At 33.5% G+C, this 25930-nt stretch carries 19 protein-coding genes, 1 tRNA gene and 1 other RNA gene; 7 read left to right on the top strand and 14 right to left on the bottom strand.

What is annotated here, in order from left to right; all coding sequences use genetic code 11:
• Window position 1: 1 nt before the first annotated feature.
• Window positions 2–1195, bottom strand: coding sequence for a Gfo/Idh/MocA family protein (locus JM658_RS09270; protein WP_236958974.1), 1194 nt, complete (start codon window positions 1193–1195; stop codon window positions 2–4).
• Between the two features lie 213 nt (window positions 1196–1408).
• Between JM658_RS09270 and JM658_RS09265 the strand changes: the two genes are divergently transcribed.
• Window positions 1409–1837, top strand: a complete 429-nt coding sequence (locus JM658_RS09265) for a DUF4268 domain-containing protein (RefSeq protein WP_236958973.1) — start codon at window positions 1409–1411, stop codon at window positions 1835–1837.
• A 97-nt stretch (window positions 1838–1934) separates the two neighbouring features.
• Here JM658_RS09265 and JM658_RS09260 read toward each other — a convergent pair whose 3' ends face one another.
• The 5 genes from JM658_RS09260 to JM658_RS09240 form a co-directional block, all read right to left on the bottom strand.
• Complete coding sequence (locus tag JM658_RS09260) at window positions 1935–3224, bottom strand: lactonase family protein (RefSeq protein ID WP_236958972.1); 1290 nt, start codon at window positions 3222–3224, stop codon at window positions 1935–1937.
• A gap of 597 nt (window positions 3225–3821) precedes the next feature.
• On the bottom strand, window positions 3822–5387 hold the full coding sequence (rny, locus tag JM658_RS09255) for a ribonuclease Y (protein WP_236958971.1): 1566 nt from the start codon (window positions 5385–5387) through the stop codon (window positions 3822–3824).
• A gap of 51 nt (window positions 5388–5438) precedes the next feature.
• Window positions 5439–5568, bottom strand: a non-coding RNA gene (gene ssrS / locus JM658_RS09250) — 6S RNA.
• Window positions 5569–5631: 63 nt separating this feature from the next.
• The gene (locus JM658_RS09245; RefSeq protein ID WP_236958970.1) at window positions 5632–5922 is read right to left on the bottom strand and encodes a cell division protein ZapA; all 291 of its coding nucleotides are present in this window, start codon (window positions 5920–5922) and stop codon (window positions 5632–5634) included.
• 14 nt (window positions 5923–5936) lie between these two features.
• Entirely contained in the window at window positions 5937–6227 is a 291-nt protein-coding gene (locus JM658_RS09240) for a hypothetical protein (RefSeq protein WP_236958969.1), read from the bottom strand.
• Between the two features lie 265 nt (window positions 6228–6492).
• Between JM658_RS09240 and JM658_RS09235 the strand changes: the two genes are divergently transcribed.
• Window positions 6493–8184 (top strand): M23 family metallopeptidase, encoded by a 1692-nt coding sequence (locus JM658_RS09235; protein ID WP_236958968.1) that lies wholly within the window; start codon window positions 6493–6495, stop codon window positions 8182–8184.
• A 219-nt stretch (window positions 8185–8403) separates the two neighbouring features.
• Window positions 8404–9036 carry a hypothetical protein gene (locus JM658_RS09230; protein ID WP_236958967.1) on the top strand — a complete coding sequence of 211 codons (633 nt, stop codon included), beginning with the start codon at window positions 8404–8406 and terminating at the stop codon, window positions 9034–9036.
• An 80-nt stretch (window positions 9037–9116) separates the two neighbouring features.
• Here JM658_RS09230 and JM658_RS09225 read toward each other — a convergent pair whose 3' ends face one another.
• Together JM658_RS09225 and JM658_RS09220 are read right to left on the bottom strand one after the other, a co-directional pair.
• A complete protein-coding gene (locus JM658_RS09225; protein ID WP_236958966.1) occupies window positions 9117–10583 on the bottom strand; it encodes a Gfo/Idh/MocA family protein in 1467 nt (488 codons plus the stop codon).
• 203 nt (window positions 10584–10786) lie between these two features.
• Window positions 10787–12292 (bottom strand): ATP-binding cassette domain-containing protein, encoded by a 1506-nt coding sequence (locus JM658_RS09220; protein WP_236958965.1) that lies wholly within the window; start codon window positions 12290–12292, stop codon window positions 10787–10789.
• Between the two features lie 187 nt (window positions 12293–12479).
• Here JM658_RS09220 and JM658_RS09215 point away from each other — a divergent pair, with 187 nt between their 5' ends.
• Window positions 12480–13085 carry a hypothetical protein gene (locus JM658_RS09215; RefSeq protein ID WP_236958964.1) on the top strand — a complete coding sequence of 202 codons (606 nt, stop codon included), beginning with the start codon at window positions 12480–12482 and terminating at the stop codon, window positions 13083–13085.
• A 10-nt stretch (window positions 13086–13095) separates the two neighbouring features.
• On the opposite strand, the gene JM658_RS09210 is transcribed toward JM658_RS09215, so the two are convergent.
• The gene (locus tag JM658_RS09210; protein ID WP_236958963.1) at window positions 13096–14289 is read right to left on the bottom strand and encodes an MFS transporter; all 1194 of its coding nucleotides are present in this window, start codon (window positions 14287–14289) and stop codon (window positions 13096–13098) included.
• A gap of 351 nt (window positions 14290–14640) precedes the next feature.
• Here JM658_RS09210 and JM658_RS09205 point away from each other — a divergent pair.
• From JM658_RS09205 to JM658_RS09195, 3 genes are all read left to right on the top strand, one after another.
• Window positions 14641–14715, top strand: a tRNA-Pro gene (locus JM658_RS09205).
• Between the two features lie 216 nt (window positions 14716–14931).
• On the top strand, window positions 14932–16182 hold the full coding sequence (locus JM658_RS09200; protein WP_236958962.1) for a site-specific integrase: 1251 nt from the start codon (window positions 14932–14934) through the stop codon (window positions 16180–16182).
• Between the two features lie 892 nt (window positions 16183–17074).
• Window positions 17075–17230, top strand: a complete 156-nt coding sequence (locus JM658_RS09195) for a histone H1 (protein ID WP_236958961.1) — start codon at window positions 17075–17077, stop codon at window positions 17228–17230.
• Between the two features lie 529 nt (window positions 17231–17759).
• On the opposite strand, the gene JM658_RS17130 is transcribed toward JM658_RS09195, so the two are convergent.
• The 5 genes from JM658_RS17130 to JM658_RS09175 form a co-directional block, all read right to left on the bottom strand.
• The gene (locus tag JM658_RS17130) at window positions 17760–18311 is read right to left on the bottom strand and encodes an alkaline phosphatase (protein ID WP_317207870.1); all 552 of its coding nucleotides are present in this window, start codon (window positions 18309–18311) and stop codon (window positions 17760–17762) included.
• Between the two features lie 17 nt (window positions 18312–18328).
• The gene (locus JM658_RS17125; RefSeq protein ID WP_262911751.1) at window positions 18329–18877 is read right to left on the bottom strand and encodes an alkaline phosphatase; all 549 of its coding nucleotides are present in this window, start codon (window positions 18875–18877) and stop codon (window positions 18329–18331) included.
• A 141-nt stretch (window positions 18878–19018) separates the two neighbouring features.
• Window positions 19019–20320, bottom strand: coding sequence for an L-fucose:H+ symporter permease (fucP, locus tag JM658_RS09185; protein WP_236958960.1), 1302 nt, complete (start codon window positions 20318–20320; stop codon window positions 19019–19021).
• A gap of 84 nt (window positions 20321–20404) precedes the next feature.
• A complete protein-coding gene (locus JM658_RS09180) occupies window positions 20405–21934 on the bottom strand; it encodes a sulfatase-like hydrolase/transferase (protein ID WP_236958959.1) in 1530 nt (509 codons plus the stop codon).
• 340 nt (window positions 21935–22274) lie between these two features.
• Window positions 22275–25820, bottom strand: a complete 3546-nt coding sequence (locus JM658_RS09175; protein ID WP_236958958.1) for a T9SS type A sorting domain-containing protein — start codon at window positions 25818–25820, stop codon at window positions 22275–22277.
• Between the last annotated feature and the right edge of the window lie 110 nt (window positions 25821–25930).

Here is a 25930-nt window from a genome sequence, read left to right as displayed (position 1 = left end):
CTTATAACAAAGACGATTCTTCCCAAGTTACAATTCTATTTTGATGCATTGCATCTATTCCCATTTGTACGGCAATTGCAGCATTTGCTCCAGTTACCACATTGGATATAGGTTGCTTATTTGTTAAGATACTATCTCTAAAATCCATTAAAGCTTGCTTACTTGGATCCTCATGATCAATATTTAATGGTATCCCTTTACCTTCATCCCATCCAGTAGTAATTGTAGCACCAGAAACGCCATCAACATCTCCTAACACTTTACTATTTTGTTTTTTTCCTTCAGGATAGAACCATGCTTTTGTATAGTCTAATATTAAAGTTCCCTTGTCTCCAATAACTTTAATTTGGTAATCGTCTTTTGCATTAGAAGTTAAGCATGTAAAAGTAGCTTTTACACCTTGAGGGTATTCATACATAAGATGCACATTATCGTATGTTTCTCTACCATCCTTCCAATAATCAATTCCTCCCATTCCCATAACACGCTGAGGAGTAGACTTGGTTACCCAATTAACAAAATCTATTTGATGTGAACATAATTCAGCTACTAATCCCCCTGAAAACTCTTCGTACATACGCCAATTAATGGCATGCTCAAGCGATGGATCTGGCACTGCTCTTCTCCAATCTCCATTTCTGTTCCATTGGCACTCAAAAGCAGTAATATTACCTACTTTACCTTCATTAATCATTTTAACAATATCAACATACATTCTAGAACTATGATATTGATGTCCTGTTTGAACAATTTTACCAGAACTTTGTGCTAAATCTACTAAGTCTTTTATCTCTTTATAACCTCTGGTCATTGTTTTTTCACAATACACATGCTTTCCAGCTTTTAAAGCATCCATTGCTATTTTTCCGTGAGTTGCAAAGGGAGTCGCTATAAGAACAGCATCAATATTTTTGTCTGCTAAAAGATCATTATAATCTGTATAAGATTTAGCTTGCTTTCCTGCTCGCTTTAATCCTTTTTCTAGACGGAAAGGTAAAACATCGCAACATGCTCCTACTGTTATTCCTTCTATTTCATTTAAAAAAGGAATAAGACCTCCTCCTCTACTTCCAGTTCCGATAACTCCGATTTGAATGGGTTTATCAAATGAAAATGAATTCGCTGCAACAGTTCCAAAAACTGATGTAGCTGCTAATGCAGCGCTACTTTTCATTACAAAATCTCTACGTTTCATTAATTTATTCGGTATTTATAGGGGGTTAATAATTATTTAATTTAAAACTAAAAGGTTAAAAAATAAGGGTACAAATAAAAAATGTGTACGTACCTTATTTTAAAACAAAAAAGTTTAGCTGTGAAATTAAACATAAAATGAAGAATAAAAAACCTTATTAACATTCTCTTTTACTAGAAATGAAATATTTTTGCTTTCATATAACGTGAATAAATGTTTAGCAGAGAAGAATCTAAAGCAATGCGTAAGGAATTTTGGATATCATTTGGAAAGTCATTTCCAAGGAAATGGATTCTTTACAATACAAAAATTAAAGACTTTTCGTTTAAGTTTGATTTTGATACAAAAAAAGCCTTAGTAACCCTAGATATAGAGGACAGCAATCTTGAAAATAGGATTAAATATTATGAGAAATTAGAATCTTTAAAGTCGGTATTGACTGAAAATTATTTACCAGATGTAATCTATAACGATTCATTCTTTCTGGAAAATGGTAAAGAAATATCAAGAATTTATGTATTAAAAGAAGGTGTTAGCATCCACAATAAAAATACATGGCAAGAAACAATGGTTTTTCTAAATGACACTATGGATAAATTTGAAGAATTTTACTTAGACTTTGAAGATTTCATTAAATCCTAATACCAAAACTAAATAAGAAATAGTTATCAAAAACTACAAGAGCATATAAATAAGCTCCTTTAGACGACTAAAGGAGCTTAAATTGCATTGATAAATATTATAAGGTTATAATACCGTAAGTTCCTACTTTAGGCAGTTGCGTAGAAGAATAAACCCCTAACTCTTTAAGCTTATTCCCTGCTAAAACTTCGAAAACCATTACAGCACCTTGATTGCCTATTAATTGATATAGGTATTTCCCATCTTCACTAACCACAAGATCACTAAAAAAAAGCTCTTCAGAAGTATCTTTATATAAAGTTTCGTCAGTAAGCTTCAATTCGCCATTATCTGCAATTAAATAACTAGATATAGAACTAGAAAGAGCGTTCGCTGCCCACAATGTTTTTCCGTCTTTGGATATCTCTACCCAACAGTTAGCAATTTGACCACCTTCCATAGAGTTTCCTGTTTTAACATCGCCAGAAACAAGTTCTATCTGACCTTTGGTATCAACCACATAAGAAGACGTAGATCCTGTTTGCCATGAATATTTAGGAGACTGCGCTACTTTATTAGCTTCTTCTCGTAACATTCCTTTATTATCTAAAAAACGAGCTTCAGAAACTAAAATAATATGCTTATTTCCTTTTTTCACGATATCAAAGCCAACAGGAATTGGTAGCCATCTTCCGTTTTTAGAATCATGAGGAGAATTAGCTTGAGAAACAGGTGCGTCGCTAAGACTTCCATCTGCATTTACAGCATAAATTTTTACCAACCCACTTACCAGTTCATTTACAACCAAAAACTTACCATCTTCAGTAAAAGCCACACAAGATGGTCTTGCATTTAAATCTCTAACAGAATTAGAAATAGCCGTAAGTTTACCATTAGCGTCTATCTTAAACCCTTTCAAGTTACCACTAAAAGGTGGAGTAGGTACATTTCCAGAACTTGCTACATATACAAGGTTTCCATGCGAAGCAACACTTAAAGGATGAATATCTCCAGCTGCTGCTTTATCTACTGAAGTTAGACTTTTGTCTGCCATAACCTTCATTGTACTTATAGAAGCATCACCAGCATTTACAACAATTACAAACTTACCATCGTTAGTATTTGTAAGTCCATAAGCAGAGATTAAAGGATCGATTCCATCTTTTAAAGGATGCGTATGATCATAACCCCAATCAAATATTTCAACATTCCCAGTACCTTTTCCTTCTGTTGGAAACTCTCCTATCATATTTAATGCTCCATTTCCATCTTGAATAAAGCCCACAACCGTATTTGCTGTAGTATGGTTTGTCGCTACATAAACGCCTTTACCATTTTGTGATTGCACATCAGCAATCCCTGCGGAGATCATTAAAACAATTGCCGCTTTTAATTTTTTTGATTTCATTAGTGTATAAATTAAATTAATTAAAACTCAAACTGTAAACAAACTATTAAACAGTTATTAACTTTATCACTAATAAGGGTTTACCAACTAGGTTGCATATGGTAATTCTCTTAGAAAAATTAAGCTGTTTAATTTGAGTAAAAATGAAATCTTAATTAAATAGAGTAAATAAATAACATCACCCTATTAATAGGTTTAAAAACAGAATCCCCACTTAATACTACTTATAAGCGCATTTTTTAAATAAAAAAAAAGCTTACAAAAGATGAATATAAAGAATATATTAATATAAACACTACTATATTTAGTATATATTCTAAATTTTAAAAATTTATGATTTAAAACTTATAATGATTAGAGGTTTACTACTACGTAAAAAAAACATAGTCAACTGTTAGAGGTTGTTATGCTTAATGTATAGTGTCGATTAGAATACTATATTTAAACCATTTCATTATCGTGAATGATGCAGTTATACGTTAGAAGAAACCATATAGATTCAAATAGCCTATTATAAGAAAACAAAGAAAAATAAATACAAAAAAAATCGCCTGAAAATTACTTTCCAGACGATTATATAAGTTATTATATATAAGGCTATTTAGCTATATTTACTGCTCTAGTTTCTCTAATTACAGTAATTTTTACCTGCCCAGGATACGTCATATCCGTTTGTATTTTTTGAGAAATTTCAAAAGATAATTCTGAAGCTTTATCATCACTTACCTTTTCACTTTCTACAATAACACGAAGTTCACGTCCAGCTTGAATAGCATAAGCTTTTTTCACTCCAGTAAACCCGAAAGCTATTTCTTCTAAATCTTTTAGTCTTTGGATGTAAGAATCTAATACTTGTCTTCTTGCTCCTGGTCTTGCTCCACTAATAGCATCACAAACCTGAACAATTGGCGCTAAAAGAGTTTTCATTTCAATCTCGTCGTGGTGAGCACCAATAGCATTACATACATCTGGTTTCTCGCCATATTTCTCTGCCCACTCCATACCTAAAATAGCATGTGGAGTTTCCATTTCTGTTTCAGGAACTTTCCCTATATCATGCAATAAACCAGCACGTTTCGCCAATTTTGCATTTACTCCTAATTCTGCTGCCATCACACTACATAATTTTGCAACTTCTCTAGAGTGTTGTAGTAAATTCTGACCGTAAGAAGAACGATATTTCATTCGTCCTACTGCTTTTATAAGCTCTGGATGTAGACCATGAATTCCTAAATCTATTACCGTACGCTTACCAACTTCTATTATCTCTTCTTCAATCTGCTTCTTAGTTTTCTTAACTACCTCTTCAATTCTAGCAGGGTGAATTCTACCATCAGTAACAAGTCTGTGTAACGATAGTCTTGCGATCTCTCTTCTCACAGAATCAAAACATGAAAGAATAATAGCTTCAGGAGTATCATCTACAATAATCTCTACTCCAGTAGCAGATTCTAAAGCTCTAATGTTTCTTCCTTCTCTACCAATAATACGACCCTTAACGTCGTCTGACTCTAAATTAAACACAGACACACAATTATCTATTGCCTCTTCTGTACCAATTCTTTGAATGGTATTTACAATAACTTTTTTAGCCTCTTGTTGTGCAGTAAGTTTAGCCTCCTCCAATGTATTCTGAATAAACGCCATGGCATCACTCTTCGCATCGGATTTTAACGATTCTACAAGTTGAGATTTAGCCTCAGCGGCAGAAAGCCCTGAAATCAACTCTAATTGATCAATCTGACTCTTATGGAGTTTCTCGATTTCCCCTTGCTTTTTATCTAAAAAGTCCAAGCGGTAATCATAATCTTTATTTTTAGCCTCTACTTCTAAGTTAAGTTTTCTGTTTTTAGCAAGTTCATTAGACACTTGAGACTCTTTATCTCTTGTCCTTTTTTCAGCTTCTGCAATTTTTTTATCCTTAGAAACAATTACTTTTTCATGTTCTGCTTTAAGTTCTAGAAACTTTTCTTTCGCTTGAAGTATTTTATCTTTCTTAATACTTTCTCCTTCTGTCTTAGCTTCTCTTAATATCTTTTGAGCTTCTTTCTTAGCTCCTGAGATCATTTTGGTTGCATTCTTCTTTTCAAGCACCTTCGCTATCACAAACCCAACTATAATCCCTATTACTCCAACAATTATTGATAGTGTAGTATTATCCATCTTTACATATATTTAAAAAAAAAGCCTACATTGGTAATTGAAGTTTTGTACAAACTCCTCTAAACAGGTTTAAGGCTACCAAACTGATCAAGGATCCGCGATTCCTGTATCTGAAGTTAATCAGAGGAGCGGCTTGCTTTTACAACTTGAACTCACCTTTTTTAATTAATACTTGTTGAGTTTGTCAAAAAAATGCAACCAATGTAGGCAGTAACATTATACTATTTTAAAGAACATTTTATTTTCAGCTCAAATGCTTAGATAACATTGCGTCTAAGTTTTTTAAACGCTCCTCCATCTCTTCACTTGTTTTGTTAGTATCAATACCTTCTTGTTCTACTTTAGAAGCAAATTGTAAGGCACACATAGCCAATACATCTTGTTTGTCTCTAACGGCATAGTTCTGTTCGAACTGCTTAATTAACACATCTATCGTTTTCGCCGCCTTCCTAAGTCCTTCTTCTTGTTCTGGCTCTACAGTTAAAGGATACACCCTATCTGCTATAGATATCTTTATTTTAAGCTTCTCTCCCATCTATTTTAGAACGTTTATTCCGATAATTGAGCAACACATTGATCAATTTCTCGAATTAAAGTATTTATTTTAAGCTTAGCTTCTTTTTTATTTTCATTACTGCCAAGCATTGAATTTGCCATTTTGAGCGATTCATATTTATCCTCCCATTTCGTTACTGAAAGTGATAAATCCTTATTTTCATTCTTCAAACCACTTAATTCTTCTTCTAATTTACGATTAGCATTTCTTTGCTGCTGCAACTTCTCAAGCAACTTACCAATCTTATTTTCCAGAGAATCAACTATTTCTATAATCTCGCTCATATATGCAATATTCAATACATATCTTTACAAAGTTAAGATACCTTTACATACTTCACAACAGTTTGCAAAAATTTCTTTTCCTATTAAATTTCTTAAGTTAAATCTTAGTTATTTTTCAGAACAAAAAAATTCCTGTTCCTTAAAATATTTATCTTTTTTCTATCGTTATTATTAATCCTCACTAATATAATTAATTTTGCGTTTTTATAGTACTTTTTACTGATTTAATTATCATTTCATTATTTTTGTAAGACAATTTTTTTTCATGCGCTATCTATCGGTATTTATTTGTAGTCTTCTACTTCCCTTATTTATTTACTCACAAAACAATTATCCGAAAAACTATTTTCGTTCCCCTTTAGACATTCCTATTGTACTAGCTGGTACTTTTGGAGAGTTACGTTCCAATCATTTTCATGCTGGAATGGATATTAAAACACAACAAAGAGAAGGACTTGATGTTTATGCCGCTGCAGATGGATATGTTTCAAGAATTAAGGTTCAACATTACGGTTACGGAAAAGCAATTTACATAACTCACCCTAATGGGTATACTACTGTATATGGACATTTACAAAAGTTCTCCCCAGAAATTCAAGAGATAGTAAAAAAGCAGCAGTATAAGAATCAATCATATGAAATTGAGCTTTTTCCTCCTGAAAATGAAATAAAAGTATCCAAAAGTCAGCTTATCGCCCTCAGTGGGAATACAGGCGGAAGCGGCGGTCCACATTTGCACTTTGAAATCCGTGATGGATTAGAAAAACCTATCAACCCTCTTTTATTTGGTTATACTGTTAAAGACACCAAAGCACCACGCATTTTAGGAATTCACGCCTACCCAGTAGGAGATGGCTCTATAATTAATAACAATGACAGCAGAATAGAACTGCGCCTTACAAAACAGCAAAATGGGACTTATTTAGCTGATAAAATCGATGCTTCTGGTAGCATTGGTTTGGGCGTAGAAACTTATGACCAGCTAGATATGGCATATAATAAAAATGGTGCCTATAAAGTTTGTACTACTGTTAATGGGACTTTAAATTTTGAATACGATTTTGAAACTTTTTCTTTTGATGAAAGTCGTTATATAAATACATTAATCGATTACCCTACTTATATAGATAATCGTAAGAAAATTCAGAAATGCTATATCGAGCCTTATAATAAACTAAGCATTTATAAAAAGAGAAATGACAACGGTGTAATTTCTGTTGATGAAGGTATGTCGTATCAAGTAACTATGGAAGTTTCAGATTTTGTAGGAAATACAAGCACTATAATTATTCCTATTGAAGGCAAAAAACAGAACGCTTCTTTCCTTCAGAAAAAAGAAAACATAGGAGATTATCTTATCGCCAATCGTGATAATATCTTTTCCGTTGGAAATGCCTCTCTATTTTTTCCTGAAGACACTTTTTATGAAGATTTCTTTATTCAGTTAACCCAAGAAGATGAAGCTATCATTATTCACAACGAACGTACACCTGTAAGAGACGATTACACAATTAGCATGAATATAAATAATAGAACCGATATTGATAAAGAAAAACTATTTATCGCTCATGTTAATGAAGACGGAAGACTTTCATACGAATATACTTATAGAAAAGGTGATTTACTAAGCACAAGAACCCGCGATCTCGGAAAGTTTAAAGTAGCTAAAGACACTGTTGCTCCAGTAATTAAGCCTGCAAACTTTAGAAGTGGGCAATATCTTTCTAGTTATGGAGAGTTAAAACTAAGAATCACAGACGATCTGAGTGGTATAAATTCATATAAAGCAACAATCAATGGCGAATGGATTTTAACTGAATATGAGTACAAAAAAAACATGCTTACTTATGATTTAAGCGATATAGACTTTAAAGATAGCTCTAGAAACCTAGAAGTTATTGTTACAGATAATGTAGGTAATAGCGCAACCTTCAACGCTACTTTTAACTCTAATTAATCGTTTTAAGTATTTCTGAATATACACAAATCGTGAAGAAAAAGTTAAAAACAAGCATTTACAGAACAAATCTCGAGAAATTGAGGTAGGCTTAGAGATTTTCGATATTTTTGACACCCAAAATTAAAGACACCACACCAAACTGGATTAACAACTACTGATAGAGAAATTCAAAAATAATTTTTCTAATATAAAAACAGAATTCAGGTTCTAAGAAAAATGAAAAAAAATATATTATTACTCACTTTACTACTTTTAAGTAGCATCACATTTGCACAAAAAACAATATACCAAAGTGATTCTTTTGAAGAGTTAAGCAAAAACCATAAAACGGTTGCCATTGTTCCTTTTGAAGCACGTTTAGAGCTAGACAACAAGCAACTCACAAAAGAGCAACTAGAGAAACTTCAAGAGAAAGAGGGATATGAAGTGCAAAATGCATTAGAAACTTATTTTCTTAAGATGCATAAACGCAAGGACTACCGTATAGAGTTTCAAGATATTAACAATACAAATGCAATTTTATCTAAAGAAGGTATAGATCTAATGAATTTAGATATTTACACAACTCAAGATTTATGTAAACTCCTAAATGTCGATGCTATTATTTCTGGAGATCTAACATTAAATGCTTTAATTTCTGAAGGTGTTTCTACCGATTTTGACTTTGTATCTTTTGTTTCCGGAACATCAGATTACGGAAGAATAGCTATTAAATTAAGTGATGGTGCAACAGGAAAATTACTTTGGAAATACGAAAAAGTAATTACCAGAAAATCTGGAAAAAACACTTACGACATTATTGAAGCTATGATGCGTAAATCTACTCGTAAGTTCCCTTATGACAAATAATTAACAACTTACTATACATTAAAAATAAAGGCGAGCCATATGGTTCGCCTTTATTTTTTGGTATAAAACAATTCAAAATATTACATTTTCCATCCTTTACGATAGTCTCTTGTTACAAACTGATTAGCTTCTTCTAGATTTGTGATTTTCATGTTCTCACCATCCCATAATAGTTTCTTACGGCCATAAAACTCTTCACTTCCTTTACTATTCTCTCTTTTCAGCATATAACTTCTAATAGCTAAATTACCCATCAACACAGTCTCTGTCATTGGACCTGCATAATCAAAAGAAGAGGTAAGTCCTTTATGTTCTTTACTATTAAATCCAGCTTTACATGCATCCACCCACTTACGTTGGTGCCCATATTCTGGTTCTGGCATTTCCTCAACTTCTGGACCAAATTCTGTAGTACCATCATTTAGATACAACTTTGGCATTAATGGAGAACTGTCATTAATATTTGTAGAAATGATTCCATTTTCACCATGAATTAAAACTCCATTTTGACTTCCTTTACCTCCAATATCACTATCCGCAGGTATAATATCTGGATGAGACGGTCTAATACCTCCATCACTCCATGTCATTACTAAAGGAGATTTTGTCTTCTCTGTAGCATCAAATTTTATGGTTATAAAAGAAGAGTTAGGACATCCTTCTGGATGATAATCTGGTGTCCACATTTTAGTAAATACTGTACCTACACTACATTCTGCAGCTTTAGGATACATTAAATCCAATGTTCTAAAAGGAATATCTATAAGGTGGCAACCTACATCTCCCAACGCTCCAGTTCCATAATCCCACCAACCACGCCAGTTAAATGGATGTATGTTTGGCACATATGGAGTTTCTTTAGCTGGACCTAACCACAAGTCCCAATCTAAAGCACTAGGTTTTTTACTAGGATCTGGTTTTGGCATTTCATAACCTTGAGGCCATACAGGGCGATTTGTCCAAACCTCTACTTTTGTTATTTTACCTAATTTACCAGAATCTACCCATTTTTGGACCATCCCTAATAAAGGATTCGACCCCCCTTGATTCCCCATTTGAGTAACAACCTTTTGTGTTCTCGCCATTTCCGTAAGCATTCTAGCTTCACGAATATTATGAGTCATAGGCTTCTGAACATAAACATGTTTTCCTCTCTCCATTGCATACTTGGCAGCAGGGCCATGAACATGATCTGGAGTAGAAATAGTTACCGCGTCTATATCTTTCTCCTTATCGAGCATCTCTCTAAAATCTGCATATAACTTTGCCTTAGGAAATTTCTTAACTGTTGCTGCTGCAGATCCTGAAAAATCGACATCACACAAAGCTAAAATACGTTCTCTACCATTTACAGACGCATTTACAATGTCGCTTTGCCCTTTTCCTCCAGCTCCAATTGCGGCAATATTTAATCGATCACTAGGTGCCATATATCCAACACCTCCTAATACATGCCTAGGCACTATTAAAAATGATGATGCTAAAGCACTATTCTTAATAAAATTTCTTCGTGAATTGTCCTTTGTTTTTTTACTGTTTTCACTCATTAATTTAAGTCTTGGTTTATTAATTTAGGTTATTCTTACTTAAGTGTGCAGCACATATAAATAATAAAACGATTTAGTATTTTATCATAAGCATGTATACTGAATGCTAAATTTATAAAAATGATTGCAATTTATTACACCTTCTTCAAAAAAAGATAGCTTTTTTATCTAAATGAATGATAAACAACTAATATCTCTGTGAATTAAACTATTTTACCTTTTGACAAGGTTAGTGTTTTATTTACGCTATTTGGAATTTCCTCTTTTCGATGAGAAACATAAATCATAGTTACTTCCTTAGACATACAAATATAATCCAAGAGTTCTTTAAAATACTGAATTTGGTTGCTATCCATCCCTTGACATGGTTCGTCTAAAATAAGAAGCGGTGGATTTTTAACTAAAGCTCTTAAAAGCAATAAAACTCTTTGCTCTCCAAGCGATGCATTAATAAACAATGAACTTTTTAAATGCGACAAACCTACTAAAATCAACCAATCGCTAGCAATTTCCTCTTGATTCTTGGTTGGAATTGAAACAGTACCAATTTCATCTTTAAAACCAGAAATAATCACATCAGAACATGTTAAAGTACTATAATGATTGGCAGTGGTTTTCATTCCTGGAACACTATTTATTACACCCCTACCCCGCATAAAATAAAGATGCAACTCTGGTGACAAAAATCCAATCTTTTGCTTTATATCCCATATACTTTCACCACTTCCACGTTTTGTATCAAAAAGCACTAAATGATTATTGTATCCTTGTGGATTATCCGCAGTAATTAAACTTAACAAAGTAGACTTTCCAGCACCATTATGTCCTAAAAGCGCCCAACATTCCCCTGGCTTTATAAGCCAATCTATATTTTTCAAAATAGACTTTCCAGACATAGAAACATTAACACCTTTCATTTCTACAATTATATTATAATCATGGTCATTGCTCTTAAGTAATTTACTTAAATCAATATTTTTATCAATATTTACAGCAGATACTTCTATATTTTTAATTGAAGAAGGAGTCGTATCCTGCACAATTTTACCCTTCTCTAACACAATAGACCTATCAATAAAAGGGGGAATCTCTTCTGTTCCACAAATGAGAACAAGTGTTACTCCTTGCTGGGTAACATCATAAAAAAATTTGGATAACTCTTTTCTGGCAGCTACATCTAAACCCGTAAAAGGTTGATCTAATATCAACAACTCTGGAGCTTGAAAAATAGCAACTACTAATTGAAGTTTCTTACGCTCTCCATTACTTAACTGCATTAAATTTTTATATAATAAACTAGAAACATGGAAACTATCCAAGAGCTCATCCTCCAGAATACTCCCTTCTGTATACTTTTCCTTTTTATTTATTTGATATAAATACTGACTCACAGAAAGTTGTTTCTCATACTCATGAAACTCATAACGCTTACTATAATATGTACTAGCCATCCCTGAAACTTCACTAAAATTATCTTGTTGAGAGACAAAAACAGTTTTTAATGGGTTATAAATACTCCCCGAACTTTGTCCGTTCCCATTGGAAATTAAAGTCGCTAAAGTTGTTTTTCCACTTCCGGAAGCTCCAGATATAGAAAGAGATGTCCCCTTTTCTATCGTCAAGTTAATATCCTCTAAAATAATATGATTTTTAATCGCTAAAGTCACTTTAGACAATTCAATAAAAGGAGTCTGAAATTCTGGCATCATAATTAAATTTATCACAACGAATTTCGGTCTTTCCTAATAGAATAACAATACCATTAACTTTAAAATAAAGTTCAAAACAAATTTTAATTATCTTTATAATACTACCAACCTAACACATATGAAGTAAATCATAACAACTAAAATGTTTAAAAGTGAATTTACTTCACACATAAAAAATTAAAAAAAGATGAAAGCTCTTATATTATTTCTAACATTCGTTTCCTTCATTTCCTGTAAAGAACCAAACAACAAAAACACAGATACAGTTGAAAAAATAACAATAGAAAGTCATGAAAAGGAAATAGAAAATCCTGTCCAAGAAAATTATGCACAACAAACTGTAAACGATGAATTAGCTGAGAGAATTAAAACCTATTTAAAGGAAGTCTATTTAAAAAATGATATTGATATTTTAGAAGAAAATGATAGAAAATTTCAATTATATGAAATTGACTTAAATGATGATGATGAAAATGAGGTTTTCATAAACTTCTTTACTCGCTATTTTTGTGGAACTGGCGGCTGTGCAATGTTACTACTAGACACTCATCTTAAACCAATTACAAAATTCTCTGTAATGAATCCACCACTCTTTGTTGAAAAAACAAAGAAAAATAAATGGGCTATAATTTTAATCAAAGATGCAGGAGTATATAAAGAACTCATATATAGCGAAGGCAAATACCCTTCTAACCCGAGTGTTTTAGAAAAGGCTCCATACGATGCTCCAAGTGGTCATGCCGAAATACTTTTTAGTGATGATTACAGCAAAGCAAAAACCTATACTTATTAAATAAAATGAATTAATTCTGGAAAACTAACCCTTGCTTGGTTGCCTTATTTTTACGGTACCATAAAATTGAAATAGCCAAAACAACTCCACTTGAAGCCATTATTGCGCCTACAATACTTGCTGAAGTATAACTGAGTCCATATGCAATAGGAAGTCCAGCAAAAAAGGCTCCTGAAGCATTCCCCATGTTAAATGCGCTTTGATTGGCTGAAGATCCTAACATCTCAGAACCTTTGGCACTTTTTATTACCGCCATTTGAATCGGAGTAGATACAGTAAAAGCAGTCATTCCAATAATAAACGTCATCAATAATACTACATAACCACTTGATGCTACAAAACTATTAATTAGTAGCACACAAACCATCACCACTAAACTGATAATAACGGCTTTTAAAGGCGAAAATATTTCTGCCAATTTTGCTCCAACAAAATTTCCTACTACCATTCCTAAACCAGCAATAATCATAGCGTAGCTAACTATATTTTCATTCAATCCAGCAACATCAGTAATCAAAGGGGCTATATAACTATACCAAGCAAAAAATCCACCAGTACCAACCATTGTAAGTACAATAAGTCCTAAGAAATCTAAATTCTTAAATACTTTAAACTCATTTGCCATTCCTCTTGAAGGCGTAGTTTCCACTTTAGGCATCCAAAAATAAATACTTAACATAGTCATTATCCCTATCACACCTACAATCATAAAGGAAATACTCCAATGGTAATGATGCCCAACATAAGTTCCCAACGGAACACCAATAACATTAGCTATTGTTAAACCAGAAAACATTGTAGCTATTGCTTTGGCTGACTTCCCTTCTCTAGCAAGCTTTCCAGCAACCACAGCTCCTATTCCAAAGAAAGCCCCATGAGGCAACCCAGATAAAAACCTAGCTACTAATAAAAGTGAATAACTATCTGCAAATGCAGAGATGGTATTAAAAACAGTAAACCATATCATTAGGTATAATAACATTTTATGAGGCGCCCACTTGTTACCAATGGTAGTCAATAAAGGTGCCCCAACGACCACACCCAATGCATAAGCAGATATAAAGTGGCCTGCCTTAGGAATTGAAATATTTAAAGCTGCAGCTACATCAGGCAAGATCCCCATTATAACAAACTCTGTCATTCCGATGCCAAAACCACCGATAGCTAATGCTAATAACGCTTTTTTGTTTGTTACTTCTGCCATTTTATTTCTTAGTTAGATTACTTAAATTTATTTCTACAAAAGTACCAATCTAAAAAGGAATATAACTATACAGAATTGTCTAGTATATGTAAATAAATATCCTATACTTATTGAGCAATATTCAAACTCAAAAACTTAATTAATCTGTAAGTACAATTAAATATTCTCTATTAAATTATTATTACAAAAAAACATAAGACACTGCATATCAGATATAAAAATTAATAATGAGAAATATCTTCAAAATAAATTAATATTTAGTTTTTTTATTCAAACAATAATCATACTTTTGTGCCCGCTTTAAACGGTACTTTTATTTAAAGTGAAATTGAACTTTACTCAAAAAGTTTTCGGGGTGTAGCGTAGCCCGGTTATCGCGCCGCGTTTGGGACGCGGAGGTCGCAGGTTCGAATCCTGCCACCCCGACGAACCTAGAAATAGGTCAAAATAAAACACTGTTAATCTGTTGATTTTCAGTGTTTTTTGCTTTTTATGCATTCATTTGATATCATTTAAAATCATATAATAGGTGTGCAATTCGGTGTGCAATGTTTCACTAAAAATGCACTATCTTTAGAGAACCTTCGGGTATGATTTGACTTTCTATTTAACAGATTATTGTTTAACTAAAAGTCATTGAAAATGAAGACAAAACACACTTTTACGATGATTTTCTTTACCAGAAAATCAAGGAGTAATCCCAAACAACTTTCCATCTATGTACGTATTACGATTAACGGAAAACGTGCAGAAATTAGTTTAAAGCGAGTTGTTCCAGTCAAAGATTGGGACAGTCAAAAAAGAAGAGGCAGAGGTAGTTTGCAAAAAATAAGAATCCTAAACGCTTATTTGGACGAGGTTTATAACAGGCTTTTGGAATGCCATAAAGAACTTTTGGCAGAAGATAAGTTTATATCTTCGGATGCTATCAAAGCCCGGTATTTGGGAGAGGATGCTAATAGTAAGACCCTACGGGAACTCATTGCATACCATCATGGAAATATGTCATTTGTTCTTAAAAGGGGTACAATGAAAAATTATTATACCACTGAAAAATATCTTTACAAATTCTTGCTAAAGAAAAGAAGATTAAAGGACATCTACCTGAAACAATTGAATTACGAGTTTGTAACCGATTTTGAACACTTCCTTCGCAATTACAGGAATTCCAAGAAACAGCTCTTGTTAAGTAATAACGGAGTTATGAAACATTTGGAACGTTTCAAGAAAATAGTAAACCTTGCCGTTAAACTGGAATGGATGCATAAAAACCCGTTTAACCAATTTCAATTGAAATACCAGAAGTACGATAGAGCTTATTTAAGTGAGAGGGAACTGGAATTGTTAGAAAGTACAGAGTTCACAAGTGAACGGTTACAGCGGGTAAAGGATTGTTTTGTTTTTTCATGTTATACAGGCTTGTCTTATATAGATGTAAAAGAACTAACCGAAGACAATATCGTACAGGGTATCGATGGGAACTATTGGATATTTACCAAAAGGGAGAAAACAGACGAACGTGTTAAAGTGCCATTAATGCCCGTTGCATTAGAAATCATTGAAAAATACAGAATCTTACATGAGACGGATTCAATGGGATATTTATTACCTGTAAACTCCAATCAAAAAACCAATAAATATTTGAAAGAGATAGCAGGAATGTGTAATATTCATAAAAATATTACTTTTCATGTTGCCCGGCATACCTTTGCTACAACCGTAATGCTTTCCAATGGTGTACCTATTGAAACGGTATCAAAATTACTGGGGCACTCTAAACTTACGACCACACAATTATATGCAAGGGTTGTGGAGACTAAAATTAGTGAGGATATTTCTAATTTATTGGACAAATTTAAAGTAAGAGGAAAAAAATTAAGGACTAAAACCTAGGCTAATGAGAGTCTTGAATTGTTCAGTTTCAAGGGAAGCATACAATACCTTTGCCATTAAAGTGTATGCGGCTCTCCTACATTGGTTATAATCTCAAAAAACACCTTAAGCTCACCCAAAAGCATACTAAAAGTAGAGTGGGAAGCTTAAAAGTACGTCGAAAACATATTTTATGCTGTTTTAAGCACTCTGATTTTAGCGTACAATTCAATCAGATCTTAAAAGAGGCTGTCTAAAAACTAATTAGATAGCCTCTCCACTTTTGTTAGGCTCGTAGCTTGGGTTGTAATTTTCTTACATCCTTCCAGAATGGATGCTTTATTCTAATGGTGATAGCATTACCTTGTGAGAAAAGTCAAACCGTTCGCTTTGAAAGTCATCAAACAAAACTATTTCATGACCGAAAAGGGCTTTTCTCCAATGCTTTATAAATATAAATTTTAGGGGTTTGAAAGTGAGTGTAGTGGATGTCAAGCCAGCTATCAAAAGGCTGGCGACCTATTATTCTTTGGAGTCTGCCTTGGTTTTCCACAGTACCGGGAACCAAATAGGAGCTTCTTTTATTAAGAACCCTTAGAATGTGTTGGGACCGTACTTCCATTTTTGGGACTTTGTCATGTAAATCTCCAAGCAGGGCCTTTTTGAAAAATGGATGTTTGGTCAAGTGGGAATTTTTACATTGTTAAAAGGGAATAACCAAAACCGCATAGTAACAATTACGGAAAAATTATAAATGATAAATTTAAGACCATACTCAAATAACGCAGACGACCATTACCTAGCAATGAAATGGTTGAAGAAAAAGGTGATTACAAAGAAGAGTCACTTTACTCACTTTGGTTTTTAAGTTTCTTGTTCTTAAAATATAACCATCTTATGAAAGATAAACAGGATGGATGCCGAATTTGAGGCATTTCAAAAAAACTATAACACACAATTGGAAAGTGGGAACAAAGCCGCAGGTACTCGCGCCCGTAAATCATCCCTTGATCTTACAAAACTCTTAAAGGAATTCAGGAAAGAATCTTTGGAGGTTTCCAAGAAGTAATCGATTAAAGAAAAAATCTGTCTAAAAATAGTTTAGACGATTTTTATTTATAAACTTTAAAGTTGGAGTTGCTATCTCTCCTGTTGTTTTGAAACAAACTTATGAGTAATCGTTTCTAATATTATACCCATAAGCAAAACTTGAGTGAGTGCTTGTCAAAATTCTTGATTGTTGTTTCTAGGCTTAACAGTTTTATGTTTTCAAGCGTGTAAACTAAAGTTTCATACTTATGTTCAGATAAATAAGCCTTCAATTACTCTTTATGAAGAGTTTAAAAATCTGAATACTTTGCAATTAGAAGCTTTGTGGATTAAGTCTCCACAAATAACCGTAAATTTAGTTTGATTTCATTCATTTACTTAACCGCTTGTTCATAGTATTTAATACCATACTAATACCCCTTACTCTCCCAATTGAGTAGCGAAAATTGCACAAACTTGTGCGATTTTTTATTTTATTTTGTAGCACGAACAATTGCTTACATAAACATTAAAAATGAAGAAAGGGTTCATATTTTACTATAACTAAATTACTTTTGTTTCCATCCAGTAACCTTCAATATTTTATAAAAGATTTCGTTGTTTTCATAAACTCCGGTAAATTCTTCTGCTCCAGGACCAAAGGCAAAAACAGGAATAAGAGTTGCAGAATGACCGTTCGTTGAAAAATTCATGCCTACTCTTCTGTAATCGTTATACTTCGTTGAATCGGCTTTCGTCTTGCGCTGACCCGCTAAAGTAAAACCTCCAGTTTCATGGTCCGAAGTGACAATGACCAATGTATTTCCATCTTTCTTCGCAAAATCTAATACTTTTCCAATAGTATTGTCAAAATCTATTAACTCTGACACCAAATAGGGCCCGTCATTATTATGCCCGCCCCAATCTATTTGCGAGCCCTCAGACATAATAAAAAATCCGTTATCATCTTTCTTTAAAAAATTAATCGCTAAAAGGGTTGCATCAGAAAGAAAATTACCACGTCCATCCAACATTTTAGGCATTGCATTGGGCGCTAATAGATATCCTGCCTTCTTTTTAGATTTTATTGAGTTAAAATCATCTAAAGTATTTGTATTAATGTGAAAGCCTTTGTTCTCTAATTCTTTAAGTAAATCAACTTCACCATGCTTCTTAAAAAACTGTATACCCCCCCAGCAAAGAAATCCACCTCTGATTCTACTAAATCTTTAGAAATAGCATCATTCATTTGTCTACTGAATTGGTGTGCATAAAAACTAGCAGGTGTGGCGTGAATTATTGAAGAAGTAGCAATCACACCTGTTTTAATATTATTTTGATATCCGATTTCTACCAAATTTTTTATGGCCGTAGAATCATCAGCAACTCCAACAGCTCCGTTAAAAGATTTCTCTCCACAAGCAAAAGCTGTAGCTCCAGCAGCAGAGTCTGTAACATCAAACCCAGACGAAGATGTTTTTATCAAACCTATATTTTCAAATCTCTCATAATTTGATTTCGTTTTTTTAAAATAAAATGATGAAGAAATTTGGTATAATCCTGTTCCATCACTAATAAGTAGTATTACATTTTTTACTACCTTCTCTTTCCTATCTACTTGTGATAGTCCACAACTAACCATGGAAAAAAAACTGAAAATTACAAATATGCTTTTTTTTAATTTCATCTTATAATTATTAGAAAATATAGGTATTTAAAGATCAATCTTTTAAATTCACTTGGCACCTCCAATATCTTAATGTGCACTATAATTCTTCATAAAGTTAATCTACAATTATATACGCAGTAATGATAAAGACTTAATAAACTAATACTTTCGTAAAACTTTATATCCGTACCAGCCTATATATATAAAACAAAGGATTGGTAATATAAAAGAAAAGTTTACTTCCGGAACTCCTAAAATTGTAATATCAGAAACGTCACTTCCTCCTAAATCTATAATTAATGCTTGCATTTTAGGTAACAATGCTCCACCCACAATGGACATAATTAAACCTGCAGAACCAACTTTAGATTGTTCTTCAGTTAAATCTCCAAGGGCTATACCATAAATAGTTGGAAACATAGGAGACATCCAAAAGGAGACCCCAACCAAACAAAATAGGCCTACAATATTATTTATAAAAATGGCTCCCAGAAGAAAAGCAATTCCAATAATGGAGAAAAAAAGTAAAAGCTTACCAGAACTTATAAACTTTAAAAGATAAGTGCCAATTGCACGGCCCGAGGTAAATAAAATAAAAGCACCCATTTGATAATATCCTGCAATTGCACTATCCATTCCTATACCCTCTGCGTATTGGTAGATATATGTCCAACACATTATTAAGCATCCCATATGACAAATTTGGGCTATTACACCCAATACATACTTATGGTTACGACTTAAGGTCCAAAAAGTGGTTTTAAGGCTAGGCATTTCATTTTCATCTTTTGATTGCGGCATTTTACTTAAAAAAAAGACAAAAAAAACTATGATGAGTATCAGTCCTAGAATTACATAAGGACTTCTTATAACCAACAAGTCGGAAGTTTTTATTAATATTTTTGATGCTTCATCTAGAGCACTAAAATTAGAAATATCGTCTGATTCTAATTCCTTTAACACAAATTGTTGAGCAACAAATAATCCTGCAATTAAACCTACTGGGTTAAAAGCCTGCGCCAAATTTAAACGTTGAGTCGCTGTTTTTTTGTCTCCCATAGCCAGTACATATGGATTCGCCGCTGTTTCTAAAAAAGCAAGACCAAACGTTAATATATAGAGTCCCAGACAAAAAAACCAAAATTGTTCTGTAATAGATGCTGGATAAAATAAAAGTGCTCCAAATGCATACAATCCTAGACCTATTAATACGCCAGTTTTATAAGTGTATTTTCGCATGAACATGGCGGCTGGTAATGCCATACAAAAGTAACCTCCATAAAACGCCATTTGTACCCAGGCAGCTTCCGAATTAGATAGTTCCAATACTTTTTTAAATGCTTGTACCATGGGGTCTGTTACGGCGTTTGCAAAACCCCATAAGGCAAATAGCGAAGTTACCATAATAAATGGGATTAGAAATTTTCTTTCAACGATAGGCCCCTTTTTTGTTTTTTTCATTTTAATTTATTATTTAAAAATGCTTTAGAAAATAAAATATCACGTTCTTGCAAGCGATGCAATATTTTATAAACTAAGAATTCTTTAGATTAATTCACGTGACTTTACACCTTGATAGCGATCTGAATTATTTTTTTTCAACCATTCCAACAAGCAAGCTCTAAGCTCTTCTGCTTTCTCTTTATAACTTTCTCTGTTAACGTTTTTACCTAAAAGATTATTTAATTCATGCGGGTCTTTATTAAGATTGTACATGGCATTGATTACTGTAGACTCTTTTGTGTATGGAATTATTAATTTCCAACCATCTTTAACAACCATATAATTTGGAGCAACAGGACCTCTATAATCCCACTCCGTAACCACATATTCACCATGTTCTTTATCCTTTCCGTTAATGACTCCTCGTAAACTTTTACCATCGGAGGGATGTGTACCAGAAATATCCAAATAATCTAAAATAGTTGGAAACAAATCAACAGTTGAAAAATAACCATCAACCACTGTATTTTTTTTAATCTCTCCAGGAAAACGTACTAGTAAGGGAATATGTGACGATTCTTCATAGAATACATTTTTCTCTCTTAAACCATGAGCTCCAAGCATTTCACCATGATCACTTGTAAATATCACTAAGGTATCATCGGTTAATTTATTCTTATCTAAAGTGTTTAAAATCTCCCCTATCCAATCGTCTATTTCGGTAATGATTCCGTAGTAGTTAGAAATCATATATTTTATTTTCTCTGGATCAGAATATTCTGCCATCCCAATTCTACCATTGGCCTGTTTATAAGGAGAATTTTCCATATTATCATCTATGCTTACTGGTGGTACCATTTCATCAACAGAATACATCCCATAATAAGGTTTTGTAGGTGTCATTGGTGCATGAGGCATATGTATAGATAATGTAATACTAAATGTGGTGTCTTTTAGCCGCTCTATAGCTTTAATAGTTTCTTTAGCTTGATAAGCTGTAATACTATGAGCTGCTGGCACCATTAGCTCCCCGTGTAAATCTGGCTGTACTCTTCGGTTCTTTCTATCCTTCTTTACTTCATCATACGTTTCTCCATAGTAAGAGTCTAAAGGGTCTGGCTTATAAGGTCTTTTAACAAAAGTATCGTAAAATTCTCCTTCATTTAATGTTGGCTGCGGAAACTTTTCATTTAAGTAATCCATATAGACATAGTTTTGGCCTCCATGTTGAAATATAGATTTTCCGTTTTTAGCATTTTGTATAGGGTTTCTATAAATACTTGCATGGCTACTCATTGTATGCCATTTACCATAATACTCACAATGATATCCGTTGGCTGTAAGTATCTCATCAAAAGTGGGAGTAGTCATTACTGGCTCATCATTATAATAATAGGTTTTGTCGTTTGTATTTACCCCAGTATTTTCTACTGTCATCCCTGTTAGAATTGCAGAACGTGCTGGACCGCAAACTGCCATAGGCGTATAAGCATTTTTAAAATATGCGCCACTGTTTGCCAACCGATCTAAGTTAGGCGTTTTTAAAACCGAATTACCTGCTATACTCAAAGCTTTGTATTGTTGCTGGTCTGTAATAATAAAGAGTAAGTTCTTTTTCTTTTGGGAAAACATTTTACTAGATAAGAGTATGCATATTACTATACATAAACTGTATCTAAAAATTTTATTTAATTTCATATTTCTTGCAATTGTTATGTGTATTTTGATTGTATGAACTTGGTGATTAGTTCTAAAAAAGACAAATAGATGTCTTGTTTTTACTACAGGAATCAAATGTAATTGGAAGCTCTTAATTAACTATTAAAAACTAATTAACAGCAAGCTCATTTGTGTTTTTAATATTGAAAATTGTTGTTATAAAATGGGTTCAAAATGAGTGTTAAAAGAATCTCAGAAGCATTAACACCTTAGTAATAGCTTGAAAATTAAAGTTTTAGAGTAACCTTATTTTTTATTTAATTATTAATTTTTTTTCAAAAATCCGATTTCCTTGCTTTATAGATACTACATAAACACCCTTACTAAATTGTTCCGTATCTATTTTTAATTCGGTGTTTTTACTATTTGAAAATTGTCTATTGAGCAGCTTTTGCCCTGAAGTGTTATAAATGACCACATCTACTTTATCTTTTTCTGAAAACTCATTATAAAGACGAATCTTAATCATATTGGTGGCAGGATTTGGAAATAACTTCATTCCTACTGTATCCTCTATTGTAAAGTTCTCTTCTATTAAAAAAGATTTTGCTAAACCACTAGACATTTTAATTTTAATACCATCTATTCTCGTTGTAACAGAAGTTCCCGACTTATCATTATAAAGCCTAAACCAGTTTATCGCGTTTAAATTTGGAGCTCCTATAGTTTCGGCATCAATAAAAGGTAGCTCTATTTCGTTCCATCCTGAGGAGAGATTTTGAAGCGTCCACTGAAGTTCATCTGTATCTGCTTGTCCTCCACTTCCTAACTCTACTCTTATTCCGTTTAAATCTGCTGCATCAGCATAATAAGAAAATGACAACTTGCCCATTGAGATAGAGGTTCCTGAATTGTATGCAGGAGAAAAAACCTTAAAAAATTCATCTGTAGCATTCCCTGTAGTTTTAACACTAGCTGTACCTTGAACAAAAGTGCCACTTCCGCTTAAATTGTTACCAGCTTCAGTATTCCATCCATTTAATGTATCGCAAGTATCCAAATATTCATCTGAGATAGTAATTTTTTTAGCATCTGATAATTCACCAAACCAAGAAACACCATCTTGAACCATTTTCCATTGAAAATTATACGTTCCCTCTTGTAAGGGAGCAATTATATCGAAATTAAAGGTTACGGTTTCATTGGGTTCAACACTTTCCCCAGAGCTTAAATAAACTCTATTCGTTCCCCAATTCGTATTGTCTTGAGGGTTCTCACTACCAAGTTTATAATTTCCTGTTGCTAACCAAGTAGTAGATCCTATGTTTTTATAAGTTACATCTATAGAGACTGTATCCCCTGGATGAAGCACACTAGGTATGTTTCCATAAGAAACAAACTCGGCATCGTTACTTTGAACTTGTAAAGTATGCGGTGTTGATGGTTCATGATCTAAAGTAAGTGGCAATTCTTCTTTTAACATTTTTGCTCCATTGCCCGTTAACCTTAAGTAGAAATCTGAGGAACACTGTACGCCATCTGCATCTAAGGTTAAAAAGTATTGATTGGTAGGAATCATAGACGCATCTTCTGCGGCTTTGGCAATAGCAGTACCTTCATCGTACTCATCAAACATGGCTACGTATGCAGAAGCAGGCATTTGTTTTTCATTAAATTTACTTTTTATATAATAAAATTGTTGCCACATAAAATCCCCATGCATCCTCGGTATGCTATTCGGTCTATCTTCATAGCCTTCTTTCCAATTAGACCAAGCAAACCCCGGCCATGCTCCTGGCATATAGTCTATTCCATTGGTTTTACAGTATTCCATATCGTCTGCAATTTTCTGAACCCAATTATGATTAAATTTTTGACTATTCAAGCCGTTAAAATCCAATGTTCCTACGTGCCAAGGATTAATCATATCCGCTTCATTATAAGCGGGAAAGTTCTCAGACTGCTGTCTCCAATTTTTATCCAAACCAATTATTACATAATATCCCTTATTTTTAAACCACTCGATAACGTCCTTATAGGATGTATTGTTACCTGGTCTTCCTGGGGTTCCTAATCCCCAGATACAAACAACTGGTTTTCCATCTTGTTTCGCATAAGCTGGCGATTGTAGCAATTGCAAGTTTGAAGTTACTGTATTATTCCAATCAGACTTAATTTCTGTTTGGAAATTGCTCCAACTGGAAATATCATACATGATATAAAATTTTCGACCATAAGTCTCGGCAGCTGATTTAACTTTTAATGCCATACCATCTCTTTGAGCCTTCAACGAACTACTATTCAACTCACTCCCGAACCTTTGTAACGCTGCCACCTCTATTCCGTAGTTTTGCATCCATTCAAAGTGTTTATTTACAACTTGATCATCATAAGATGAAAATAAAGTTGAAGGTTGCCCGTTCCCGAGGTTAGCATACCCCGTTTGATACCCATTATTATATTCCCTCATATCTGGGTACAACTCAAATGATTGGTTTCCTGGCGAGGGTTGACTTGTTCCCCAGTGCACCCATTTATTTCTAGGTGAATTATCTCCTGTAGCAGAAAACCAGCCCTGATATCCTGTAATTACATTTCCTATAATATCTCCTTGTAGCGTGTCTACTACCTTAATTTTTTTGGGTAAGGTTTCTTCTCCAAACCACTCCACAAATTCTTGTACAACTTTCCATTGAAAGTTATAAGTTTCTAAAGAGTCTGGTGCCGTAATCGAAAAATCAAAGGTTTTTTCCTCATTGGGAAGTATTTCCTCTAAAGAATCTAATTGTACACGCACAAACCCGAAAGAGTCATCGTCATTGAAACTTCCAAGTTTATAAGAATCCTCTCGAGTCCAAGTTGTAGTACCTGCATTTTTCATAGTTACACTCACATCAATCTGTTGCCCACGTTCCATTCTTTGTGGTATCGAACTCTGGCTAATAAATTCAGCATTATTACCCATTTGATTCTTCGCTTTCAGAAACCAAATCTTGGAAGAAGTCCCTTCTCTTACTGAATATAGATCAGCTCCATTTGTACCATAAGCTAAGGCCTCTTCACCCTGTCTCCCTACAGGCATATTTATAATTTGGTAAGGCTGTTGAAAAGCATCCTGCCATGTTTCATTTTCCTTACGAATAAATTGGTAGGCAAAATCTTTATACGTTAAAACTGCCGCATGATGGCCATTATTTGAAATATCCATGGCTGTAGTATCCTCACTTTTAAGCGACGCTATTAATTCTGCTGTTAAGTTCTCTGTACCAGTAGTTATAGACAATGGAAGTTCATACACATAGCGTATCTCATTATCGTGAGATTTACTAAAAAGTATAATCTTTCCTGTATGTGAATCTACCGCTACCGACTCACAATTTTGTTTTCCGTTGCTATATTGGTATTTAATAGTTTTTACGATCGAATAAGTATTTCCGCTTATAGACTGGGGATCGTAAGCAGGCTCTTCAATGATAAACAATCTATACTCGCTCCTATTCCTTGGATTATCCCCAACATCTCCAATAACCAGATAAGAAGTACCATTAAGCTGAAAAGATGCTATATCCTCCCAATCGTTGGAACTAGCATTGGTAACACTTCCTTCGGTAAGGGTGTTTCCCAAACTATCAATAAGAAATAAATTGGGGCCATCTCCAGAATCGTTATGTACCCAAAAGGCACCTTGTGTTTTATAGGAAGCTGCTATTCCACTTGCTTCATTAATATCGGGGTTGGTTATGGTTCCAACGCTTACAGGTTGATCATAACTTAGCATGGTATCTTGTGCATAAAGCTTATTTAAAGAGCTTATAAGCACCATAACAATAAAGGCTAAACTAATGGTAATAGATTTCATTTCACATTGCTTTTAAGGGTTGGTTTTTACGAATTGATTAATTCTAATATTGAGTTTTTAAAAAGTCTTCAAAGTAGCGTTATCTATTTGTATTCAGAATGGTACCTCTA

The sequence above is a fragment of the Joostella atrarenae genome (assembly GCF_021764745.1).
GTDB lineage: Bacteria > Bacteroidota > Bacteroidia > Flavobacteriales > Flavobacteriaceae > Galbibacter > Galbibacter atrarenae.
The sequence above is the reverse complement of the archived record's forward strand: the minus strand, read 5'-3'. Positions and strand labels throughout refer to the sequence as shown.